The organism is Synechococcus sp. 65AY6A5, assembly GCF_002760415.1.
Lineage (GTDB): Bacteria > Cyanobacteriota > Cyanobacteriia > Thermostichales > Thermostichaceae > Thermostichus.
In genome coordinates this window covers 208,487-219,095 of record NZ_AXUW01000002.1, presented here as the reverse complement: position 1 = coordinate 219,095, position 10,609 = coordinate 208,487, and the positions used below count along the sequence as shown (strand labels likewise).

General features: G+C 55.7%; 7 protein-coding genes and 1 pseudogene. 2 read left to right on the top strand and 6 right to left on the bottom strand.

Annotated elements, in window-relative coordinates:
* Nucleotides 1-193 precede the first annotated feature (193 nt).
* On the top strand, nucleotides 194-979 hold the full coding sequence (gene hisA, locus SYN65AY6A5_RS12730; RefSeq protein ID WP_011431306.1) for a 1-(5-phosphoribosyl)-5-[(5-phosphoribosylamino)methylideneamino]imidazole-4-carboxamide isomerase: 786 nt from the start codon (nucleotides 194-196) through the stop codon (nucleotides 977-979).
* Nucleotides 980-1,074: 95 nt separating this feature from the next.
* Here hisA and SYN65AY6A5_RS14835 read toward each other — a convergent pair.
* A pseudogene (locus SYN65AY6A5_RS14835) lies at nucleotides 1,075-1,258 on the bottom strand (hypothetical protein); the annotation flags it as partial.
* Between the two features lie 135 nt (nucleotides 1,259-1,393).
* Between SYN65AY6A5_RS14835 and SYN65AY6A5_RS12720 the strand changes: the two are divergent.
* Nucleotides 1,394-2,584 (top strand): M20 family metallopeptidase, encoded by a 1,191-nt coding sequence (locus tag SYN65AY6A5_RS12720; RefSeq protein WP_011431307.1) that lies wholly within the window; start codon nucleotides 1,394-1,396, stop codon nucleotides 2,582-2,584.
* Between the two features lie 143 nt (nucleotides 2,585-2,727).
* Here the strand turns inward: SYN65AY6A5_RS12720 and SYN65AY6A5_RS12715 are convergent, their stop codons facing one another.
* The 5 genes from SYN65AY6A5_RS12715 to SYN65AY6A5_RS12695 form a co-directional block, all read right to left on the bottom strand.
* Nucleotides 2,728-3,336: a hypothetical protein gene (locus tag SYN65AY6A5_RS12715; protein WP_240527325.1), complete on the bottom strand. Its 609-nt coding sequence runs from the start codon at nucleotides 3,334-3,336 to the stop codon at nucleotides 2,728-2,730.
* A 178-nt stretch (nucleotides 3,337-3,514) separates the two neighbouring features.
* Nucleotides 3,515-5,239: an ATP-binding protein gene (locus tag SYN65AY6A5_RS12710; RefSeq protein WP_011431309.1), complete on the bottom strand. Its 1,725-nt coding sequence runs from the start codon at nucleotides 5,237-5,239 to the stop codon at nucleotides 3,515-3,517.
* Nucleotides 5,239-5,832: a hypothetical protein gene (locus SYN65AY6A5_RS12705; protein WP_099884700.1), complete on the bottom strand. Its 594-nt coding sequence runs from the start codon at nucleotides 5,830-5,832 to the stop codon at nucleotides 5,239-5,241. Before SYN65AY6A5_RS12705 ends, SYN65AY6A5_RS12710 begins: the two co-directional genes overlap by 1 nt.
* Nucleotides 5,829-7,022: a DNA double-strand break repair nuclease NurA gene (locus SYN65AY6A5_RS12700; protein WP_011431311.1), complete on the bottom strand. Its 1,194-nt coding sequence runs from the start codon at nucleotides 7,020-7,022 to the stop codon at nucleotides 5,829-5,831. The genes SYN65AY6A5_RS12705 and SYN65AY6A5_RS12700 overlap by 4 nt, the downstream gene beginning before the upstream one ends.
* A complete protein-coding gene (locus SYN65AY6A5_RS12695; RefSeq protein WP_099812802.1) occupies nucleotides 7,012-10,608 on the bottom strand; it encodes an AAA family ATPase in 3,597 nt (1,198 codons plus the stop codon). The genes SYN65AY6A5_RS12700 and SYN65AY6A5_RS12695 overlap by 11 nt, the downstream gene beginning before the upstream one ends.
* Nucleotide 10,609: the final 1 nt, after the last annotated feature.

Below are 10,609 nucleotides of genomic sequence, written 5' to 3'. Positions count from 1 at the left end.
GCGAATGCTGCCGCCAACCTGCTTAAGAAAGTCAGCAGAACCTTGGGGCTTTGCCTTCAGGAACTGTCTAGAGGCGCTTTGACAACGCCGTTGCGGGTTCTTTTGTGGACTGCGTAAGCATCCCCCGCCTTTAGGCGGTGGGAGTGTCAATACTCAGGCGATACTGGAAAAGCTCTTCTCCAGGGATCCCATCATGCCTCACGCCAGTGCCTTTCTCGAGGTGATCCCCGCCATCGACCTTTTACAAGGCCGCGCCGTGCGTCTTTACCAAGGCGATTACGCCCAAGCCGAGCAGGTGGCCGCCGACCCCGTCCAGCAGGCAGAAATCTGGGCCACCCAAGGGGCGCCTCGCCTGCATGTGGTGGATCTGGACGGGGCCAAAAGCGGGGATCCGGTTAACCTGCCCATCATTGCAGACATTGTCCGCAAACTGGCCATCCCGGTACAGGTGGGGGGTGGGATCCGATCCCTGGAGCGGGCGCGGCAGTTGCTGGACTTGGGGGTGGAGCGGGTGATCGTCGGCACGGTGGCTGTAGAGGATCCCGCCCTGCTGGAGGCCATGACCCAGGCTTTGCCGGGACGCATCTGGGTGGGGATCGACGCCCGCCAAGGTCAGGTAGCCACCCGCGGCTGGCTGAGCACCACTCCCCTAGCCGCCACCGAGCTGGTGCAACGGGTCCAAGCCCAAGGGGCTGCCGGGATCATCTACACCGACATTGGCCGGGACGGCACCCTGGCCGGCCCCAACCTAGAGCAGTTGCGCCAGATCCTGGCTGTCTCCCGCCTGCCGGTTATCGCTTCCGGGGGGATTGGCTCGCTCACCGATTTGCTTGCCCTGCTGAGCTTGCCGGGTTTGGCCGGAGCCATTCTGGGCAAGGCCCTCTACTCAGGAGCTATCTCCCTGCCAGAGGCGTTGCGCGCCGTGGGGCCGGGCCGCTGGCAAGATCTGCCGCCAGAAACTGGATCCCGGTGGGCCTAGGGAGAAACAGCCCTGGCAAAACTTTTGCCATACTGGACGGAATCGACATGTAACTGATACATTTACGCTGAACACTGCTGAACATTACTGTTCAACTATGCAGCGATAGCATTCTGTTTGTTTCCAAACAGAATGGCGGTATCCCGCAAAGCTTTGAGTAGAATACCCAAAGCGCAGTTTCCGTGTCGTCTTACTACCAATTTTCTGCTTTGCTTTGGCTACCATGTTGGCAGACTCGAAAGTAAACAGAAAGATCAACTGGTAGTAATCCGTACTGAACATATTATACATTATTTTCAGTATAGTTGAGCTTATTATTGACTAGAGTCATGCTCTAAACAGCTTCTAGGAAACCAACCGGGAAGGAAGATCTTCCCCAGGCTGACTCTTGTCTAAGCGTTTTTTAGGATAGCCATGGAAGTTCCCGCCCTTCGCCCTGCCGTTCAAGCCTTACAGCCGGAGTTGGTGACCTGGCGCCGCCACCTGCACAAGTATCCAGAGCTGGGTTTCCAGGAGAAGCAAACCGCCGCCTACATCAGCCACCGCCTGAGAAGTTGGGGGATCCCGCACCAGACCGGCATCGCCCACACCGGCATTGTGGCCACCATCGCGGGAGAAGAGCCAGGGCCGGTTTTGGCGCTGCGGGCCGACATGGATGCCCTACCCATTCACGAGGCCAACGAGGTCGAATACCGTTCCGCCATCCCCAACGTTATGCACGCCTGCGGCCATGATGGCCACACGGCCATTGCCCTGGGCACCGCCAAGCTGCTGCAGCAGCACCGCCAAAGCCTCAGAGGCACCGTCAAAGTTATTTTCCAGCCTGCTGAAGAAGGCCCCGGCGGAGCCAAGCCAATGGTGGAAGCGGGGGTGCTGAAGAACCCAGATGTAGAAGCCATCCTCGGCTTACACCTGTGGAACAACCGACCTCTGGGCACCATTGGCGTCAAAAGCGGCCCCTCGATGGCCTTTGCCGATCGCTTTCAAATCGAGGTCATTGGGCGCGGTGGCCATGCCGCTCTTCCTCAGCAGACGGTGGACGCCATTGTGGTGGGATCCCACATTGTGAGCGCTTTGCAGACCATCGTCTCCCGCAACGTGGATCCGCTGCAGCCGGCGGTGGTGACGGTGGGCCGCTTCCGGGCCGGCGACACCTTCAATGTCATTGCTCCCCGGGCAGAAATTTGGGGCACCGTGCGCAGCTTTCAGCCGGAAGTGCGGGATTTGCTTGCAAGACGTATAGAAGAAATCGTGGCCGGCATTTGCCAAGCCTATGGGGCCACCTACGAGTTCCAGTACGAGCGGGGCTATCCGGCGGTTCACAATGACCCGGCCATGGCAGCCCTGGTAGAACAAGCCGCCCGCCAGCTGTTCGGTTCAGAAGCGGCGATTATTCCAGAGATGACCATGGGCGGCGAGGACGTCTCGTTTTTCCTCAACGAGGTGCCCGGCTGCTACTTTTTCCTGGGATCCGCCAACCCTGCCAAAGGGCTAGATTATCCCCATCACCATCCCCGCTTTGACTTTGACGAAGCTGCCCTCGGCATTGGGGTAGAGCTGTTCTTGCGCTGCATTGAAAACTACACTGGAAAGACTTTGGATTAAAGGGGGCACTTCCCAAAAAAGCTGTGACCATTTGAATAAGCCGTTCGCTACGTCAAATCCTAGCTCCCCTCTCCCTCAGGGAGAGGGGCTGGGGGTGAGGGATACCCTCTGGGAGAGGGGCCGGGGGTGAGGGGAGACTCCCTCTAGGGCCGAAGTAGGTCGGCGGATCCAGCGCCGGGAATCGGCAAGCGTTCCAGCGGTTTTGGGGTGGCAGGAGCGGGGACAGGATTCAAGTCGGCGGGAATGTACAGGGGCTTGGGATCGGGATCCCCGCCGAAGGCGAGCACAAGCTCCCGCAGCAGGGCCTGTCGCTGTTGCCGGCTCAGGGCTTGCACGGCTGCCTTGTCTTGGGCATAGGGGTTGACCGTCAGCCGCTCGGCACCGGGGTAGCGCTGGGCAACTATCGGCTCGTTGGCGTCCAGATAGTCTGCTAGCGTCAGTTGCCAGTCAAAGCGGTCGGTAGGAGAGCGACCGACCACCTGCAAGTGATAGACCATCATCCGCCGCACCAAGGTATCTTCCTCAGGCGCGGGGCCGCCGTCATTGGGGTTCACGGGGGTATAGGTGTTTTCCAGAGGCAGATCTGGCAAGGCCTCGTAGACCTGCCGCGCCGCCTCAGGGATCAGCCGCAACTGGGCATAGGCAGGGCCGGATCCCAGCAGGGCCACAGCGGCAATGCCCACCCAGCCTCGCCAAAGAGCTTGCTTTTTCACCACGACTTTCTTCTCCACCGGTAGCAAACCATCGCTCAAATTTTTGAGCGGCAACTCTTATCTCTCCTGATTGGAAAGAGCTTGGGATCCCAGAGCAGTTGGGAAGCGTTGCAATCTAGACATGGACATGAACCATTCTAAGCTGCATAGATTTTTTTGGCTCAGCGTTTATAGACAGGATAGCCGGCTGCCAATTGACCCCAGCTTTTAACGATCTCTAGTCAATGCTCAATCCCTCGACCACCTGAGGCTGAGAACGTGGCCTGAGAGGGGCAGATTGGGCTACGCGATCCTGTCGTCGGTGGGGCTGAAAGTGATTTTGCCACAAGCCGAGGATATCAAGTGTTTCGCCACCATGCTGGGTGTAGCGCTGCCGTACTTTACACAGAACAGGGGTATTGACACACACGCCGGAGACAATCACCTGACCCTTGCTCAAAGCCGGCAATTCCTGTAACAAATCCCGTCCGGCAGCCTCAACACTGTGGCGCAGATTTTCTTGATCGGAAGGGTTGACAATTCGCATCAAAAATTGGCTCATGCATTGCGATAGAATGTCCGAGTCCAGCTTGCCGGGGCGTTGCGTGATTAGACCTACTCCTAAGCCAAACTTCCGCCCTTCGCTGAGAATGGTGCGCAACACCTGCTTGCAGCGGGAGGGCTCGTGGGCAGGGGCAAAGCGATGGGCCTCTTCCAACAAGATAAAAACAGGATAGGGCAGGTAATTTTCATCCCCCGGTTGGATCTTGCCTTTATGGGTGTTAATGCGGGCGTAATTGGCCTGGCGCAGGATGGCGGCGGCAATGACTTGCTGCTCTTCCTGGCTAATCTCGTGCATCTGCAAAATGGTTACCTGCCCTGGCTCAAACAAATCCTTGGGGGCCAGGTGTTCCACATTGCTAAAGTAGGGAGAGCGATCGATCTGCTCTAGCTTCCACTCCAAAGCAGCGGCTGAGGATCCCCGGGATCCGTCCTCTGCCGAATCTTCTTCGTTGACGGTGTCGATCAGATCCCGAATTGTCCAACGTAGTGGATTGAACTGGGTAACCTTGCGGAAAGCTTTCTCTAGGAAAGATTTCTGCCGGTCGGTGGTCTCTGGCAAGAGGGTAAGGATATCGAAAAAGTTGAGAGAAGACACGCGGATCTTGATTTCCTGTGGGGAGAGAACCTTAACCTTAGGGCGGTAGCCGTCTTCGCCCAAAAACTTGGGGTGGGACTGCATCTCTGCCAGTGTATGGTATTCCCCATGGGGATCAAAAATGAGAACAGCAGCCCGGTTTTTGGGCAACATCAGCTCTTCAATCAAGACCCCCGCCGTGTAGGATTTTCCGGATCCCGTCCCCGCCAAAATAGCCAGATGGGTGCTAACCATTTCCTTGACATCCAGCACCACGGGCACCGCTCCCTCGTCGCGCAACAACAGGCTGCCCAAGTGAGCGCCCCCAACGGCTGTTTCATCTCGTTTGTTCAAAATCGATTTCAGCAGACGATTGGAGGCCAAAAAGACTTTGGCACCGGGATCCGGAGGGCGACGGGGGTTAATAAAGCCCATGGCGCGGTGAAAATAGCCGATGACCTCGACGGTAACTGCGTAGATTTCCGGGTTGGGGTGGGTAAAGCCCACCAAAGCCACAATGGTGCTGGGATCGATCTCGGTGTCGGCAAAGATGCGATCGGGAATGTGATCCAAGAGCTGGACTTGCCTGATCTTGCCGAGAATTTTCAGGGTTTGGGACTGGGTATCCTGAACCTCATAGTAGACAAAATCGCCTACTCTTACAGCTTGGGTATTGGAGGTGATAAAAACATACTGGTTGGAGGTTTCACCGGGGCCCTTGACAGTGCCGATTACTTCTGGGGCCTCTTCATCGGAGGAGAAGACAGCTTTTGGATAGTGTCCATTGTCAAGAGACTGGGCGATCCCTACAGTTTTTTTGGTCATCAGCGCATCGCTCCTACGGTCATTTTCCAGGCCAGTTCTTTGCTTAGAATTTGCAGGGCCCGCCGTTGAGCCGGATCGGAAAACATGGGTATGATATCATTCAAGACTTGATAAACAAGGTGGTCGGCAAAGTTGCCGCCGCTGCTCAAGAGCAATCCATAATACGAAAATTGGGTTTGACCTTGGGGATCTTGGTGAAAACGTAGGATTTCTTCTTGGCTCATGCGAAAAACGGGCGTGTTCACAGGCACCACCACGCGCGGGATCCCTTGCCGGCCACAGCCCCGCTCTTCGTCCAAAGCTCCGATGAGAACCACCGAAAGCAGCGTGCGCACCTCGTTTTGTAAATCGGGGGAAAAATAGGGATCCGGCTGGCTGGAGAGGCGCGGGCCGGAGTTGAGAAAGAGCGGGTTTACAATTTGGGTGTTATAGACCAGACCTACAGCCCAGTGCCGTTGATCATTCTCCAGCTTAACAAAGCTGCCAAAGCCAAAGTCATCAGGAGAGGGAGGATTTTTGACTTCTAGGGCGTCATCCACCTGCACTACGTAGTCGCAGTGATTGTTGGAGCGAACCACCTTGCCCAATCTCATCGGACTCGCCTCCGCTGCAGTTTACTCACCGTTTTCCGAGATAACCTGAGGTTGAGCTTCTCGCGGCTTGCCCAATCTTGCATCAGGCGCAGGAAAAGGTTGCGATCCTCATTGCGAATAACGGCTATTTGATCGGCTGTCTCTAACACATAGGGATAGCCTCTACCAATGATGACCTCGCAGCGCACCAGATCCACGACCCAGTCCAAAAGTCCTGCCTCGTAAACCCAAACCGGTATCTCCAGCCGGGCCGGAAAGTTGTCGTTGGTGCGCAAATAAACAAATCCCACTCGCTCTCGCATTTCTTGGTAAGAGTTGAGGATCCCATCTTGAGGGTTAAGGCTGCCGCCGCGAGCACAGATAAAAAAAGGGGTGCGCTCCCCCCACTCCAGCCACGGGCTGAGGAGTTGGGCATCGTGAAGCTGAGGAGCTTCAGGAAGATCGAAGCAATGCCGCAGCAATGTCACCAGATCTGAGGTATAGGTAGTGTCGATGTAGGCCACAACAGGGATCTGGTTTTGCTCGCTGGCCCGCAGCACCTGGAGTAAACATTGTACGTAGAAATCTCGGCTTTCTGGCTCAAGGGCTTCCGCAAAGGTAGCCACCAGAGCCCCATCTAAAAAGGCCAACTTTCGGGATCCAGGCTGAGCTCCCCGGATATATTCCACCAGCTTTTCTGTTTCCATTTGGAAGCGACGCATGTTGACGACGCGCTCTTTGGGCTCGCCGCTGCTATCGGATCCCAAATCCTTTGGAGTCAGTACATCGACTTGAATATCTTTTTCGTACAGGCCTTGGGCACAGTGATGATTCTCATACCAGCCGATCTGCACCAAGGCCACCGGAATTGACAGATCCTTGCTGGGATAGATTTGGGATCCATCTACTGCAAAGGTGGAAATATTTTTAATAATCGACCTTGCCCATTCATCGCTTTCCTCATGGCTAGTCCATGCCTGTTCAAAAGGAACTGACCAACTGGAGTAAAGATCCCACTCTTGAGTAGGTAGAGCACCCGGAAAGTCCAAGGGCGCTATTTTTTCGGCAATCTCTGCGCTCGACCACTGGCACAATCTTTCCATGGCCTGCCGATATCCCTCTCTGCGCTCCGATAGCCCTTGATCAAAAGTGACGAAAGCCTCCCGCTTTTGCTGCAATACTGCCAGAACCCGGTCAGCTCTAAATACCATAGGTGGGATCCCTCCTCATCTGGCCAGAGCCAGCGTGCCTCTCCACCCGAATGATGTTCTCCGTTACTTGCTCAAAGGTATCGTCGTGGCTGATCACAAATAGCTGCTCAAAAGAGCGCAAATTGGTAATGGACTCGGCCAATCGCTGTCGGCGCTGGGCGTCCATGTTGGTGGTGGGCTCGTCGAAGAAGGCAATATCCAACTGTCCTAACACCTTGAGCAAGGCTAGGCGAACTGCCAGAGCTGCCGACATCTGCTCTCCTCCAGAAAGGCTGGCAAAACGTCGTTTGGGGCCGCCTCCCTCTTGAACGCGGATCTCGTAGTCGGCCTCCCAGGTGAGGGCAACATTGGGGCGGTTGAGGATTTCCCGGAAGAGGTGATCGGCAATGTTGTTGATCTGCTGTAGATAGTATTGGGTAATTTGAGGACCAGCCTTTTTGTAGGTATCTCGGCTAAACTTAATGAAGCGATGCAGACGCTCTTTCTCGATTCGTTGCGTCTCGACTTGTTTTAAGGTTTCTCTCACCCGCTCCAGTTGCTGTAACCTTTCCTGGATTTTCTGTAGTTGAGGGGCAAGGCTTTCCAGGCGAGCTTGAGCCTCGGCCTTTTGAATTTCGGTGGCCTGCAAAAGGGAGCGCAGACGTTGGTGCTCCTGAGGCTGATAGAGGGAAGCCAAAGGATCCCGCTGTGCCCGCAATTGGGACAGTTGGGTTTGCAATGCTTGCTGTTGCGCCTTCAGTTCACTGAGCTTCCGTTCTCGTTGGGGGAGCAGTTTGGCAATAGGCTCCAGACGTAGATATTGCTCGTGATCCGCTCGGTAGTGTTCGCGCTGTTCTTGCAGGGATCCCAGCTCTCGATCCAGGTGTTCGGTTTGCAGCAGCGCTTCCTCGAGGGGGCGGAGTGCTGCCTCCAAATCCTGGATTTGCTGTAGGCAACCTGCCTGCGTTTGCAGGTACTGTCTTTCCAGCTTGAGCTCCGCTTTCAGCCACTCAGCCCGGCTTCTCGGATCCCCCAGGGACTTCAAGGTTTCGGCGGCTTTTACAATTTGGGCTTGCAGGTAATCTTTGGATCCCTCTATTTTCTCCCAGCGATCAATTTGGGCTTGTTTTTCCTGCTTAGCTTGCTGGATCTGTTCTAGAGCCAACTGAGCTGTTTGCAGTTCATCTTTTCGTTGTGGCAAACTTTGGACAAGTGGTTGCATACGGATAACGGTTTCATAGCTGTTGCGATGGCAACTCTGCTCCTCCCGTAAAGCGGCAATTCTCTCGTCTAGATCGGCAAGGGGCTGAAGCTGCTGCTCTAGGGCTTGTATCTGTTGTTGAAGTTGCTGGATGCTGGCTACAACTTGCTGGTACTCTTGCTCAACTCTCGGCTTATTGTTGAGCTCCTTTTCCAGGCGCTGGATTTGCCCCCTGGGATCCCCCAGTGCCTGCAGCGCTTGGCCGATTTCCTGTTGTTGCCGAAGAAAGTCTGGCTCTGCCTCGAGGCTCCACTGAAGATCCTCAATTTTGCTCTGGCGTTCGTTTTGCCATTGCAGCAACTGTTGAATTTGAGCTTCTAACTCGGGAATCTGCGCCGTTAAGCCCAGCAGGGGCTGCAAAGTCTTGAGTTGCTCCTGGATATCAGCCAGTTGCTGGCGTAGCTGAGGCTCGCAAGTTTGGGGGGAAAGATCCTGTAGGATTTGTTGGATGGATTGCAGTAACTGTTGGCTGAGGGCTGAAGACTGGGCCAGAACTTGCGGGATCCGCTGCCATAGAGGTTGGAGTTGCGGATAACTCTGTTGGCAAGCGGCCAGCTCCTCCACAAGAGTTTGAATGCTGCGGTTGTGCTGGGCCAGTTGGTGAGAGCCCTGCTCGAAAAGGGCTTGGAGTTCCCGCTGAAATTGCCGCGCCGCGGCTAGGCGGCTGAGCTGAGTTTGCAGTCGCTCTTGTTGAGCCTCCAGGAGGGGAATCTTGGCTACGTGCTCTCGATCGGCCTGTCGCTGTCGAAGCTGCAGCCGCAACTGTTCCAACTGGGCCCGGCCCTGTTCCTGTTCTGTTTCTCTCTGTCTTAGCTCTAGGCGCAGGGCCTGAAAAGAGGCCAACTTCTGGCCAATTTGAGAGTACCGTTGTTCCAGGACGGTTTGCTTTTCGCAGAGCGTTTGCAGGTGTAGCTTTTCCTCCTCGATTTTCTGGAAGAGTTGGAGCTGCTGTCGATATTCAGATTCTCGCAGTTGGAGTTGGTGGAGCTGCTGCCGTAAAGTTTCCCGCTGAGCTGTCAAGGTCTGCCGTGTTCGTCGCAACGCCTCTTGCTCTGCCACCCAAGCCTCCAACTCCAGATAACGCCTGTAGGCCGATTCGTGCTGTTGACAGATGGCCTGCGCCTGTTCAGCCTCTTGGACGCGGCTTTGCAGCAGTTGACAGCGCCCGGCGTGGGCTGACCATTCTCCCTGAAGCTGCTCCCATTCGCGGTGCAGTTGGAGCAAGGTGTCGAGCTGCTGAGCCCAATGGCTTTGCCGGCGCTCTAGCTCCTCTTGGGCTTGAATTTGGGGAGCCAGCTCCTCTAGCTCCTGCTTGCAGCGCTGTTGTTGGCTGAGTTTTTCCTGCAGCCTCGCCAGTTGGTTTTCGAGGTTCTGCTTTTGCGAGAGCAGGGCCTCCCGCCGCTTCAGCCACTCCAGGCGCTGCTGCCGTTGCTTTTCCAGCTCCCGCAACCGATCTTCTATGGCCAAAAAGCGCTGAGATCCCTCTTGGTGGTGCTGTTGTTGTGCCTGCGCTCGCTGGGCCTCTGCCCACAGCTTTTCGGCTTGCTCAAGGGCTACTGCCAGCAGGGATCCCTCTTGCTCCAGTTGAGCAATTTGCCGGTCGAGCGTTTGGATTTGCTCAAGCAGCTTCTCCAGCCGCTCCAGCTCCAGCTTCACCTCGGCCAAGGTATGGGTATGGTGGCTTAAGCGCTCCTGCCAGTGGCTCAGTTCTTGCTCGATTCTCTGCTGCTCTACTTGCAGCGGATCCCAGTCTTGCATCTGTTGATGGAGCAGCTCAATTTGATGCTTGACGGCCAGAACTTGCGCCTCGCTGTATTTTTCAACTGCCAGCAGATCCTTTGCAACTTGCTGGTACTCTTCTACCTTCAAGATGCGGTCGAAAACTTCTTTCCGCTCCCGACTGGTTTTGAGAAAATCTGCTGTGAAAGTGCCCTGGGGCACCCCAATCGTTGTAGCAAAGAGCCGCGCCAAATCAGTACCGGCGGGCACACCCAAATGTTGCCTCAGCCACGCTAGCACATCTGCCTTGCGCTCGTAATCTAGGCGCTGCTTCAATTGCGGATCGAAGAGGCGATATCCCTGCCTGACACTGCGGCGAACGTCGTAGGTGCGCTGATCCCACTGGGAGATAAACTGGACAGTAGCCACCGCATCGCTGGCCCCTGTGCGGATGAGTTCTTCTTGGTTGTAGGGGCAGTAGTCAAACAAAACCCAGGCGATGGCCTCTAGAATGCTGGTTTTGCCTGCTCCATTTTCTCCACAAATGGCGTTGATACCGGGCTCAAACTCGAAGAAGGCGTCCTCATGAGACTTGAAGTTCTGCAGAGCCAAAGAGAGGATCCGCATG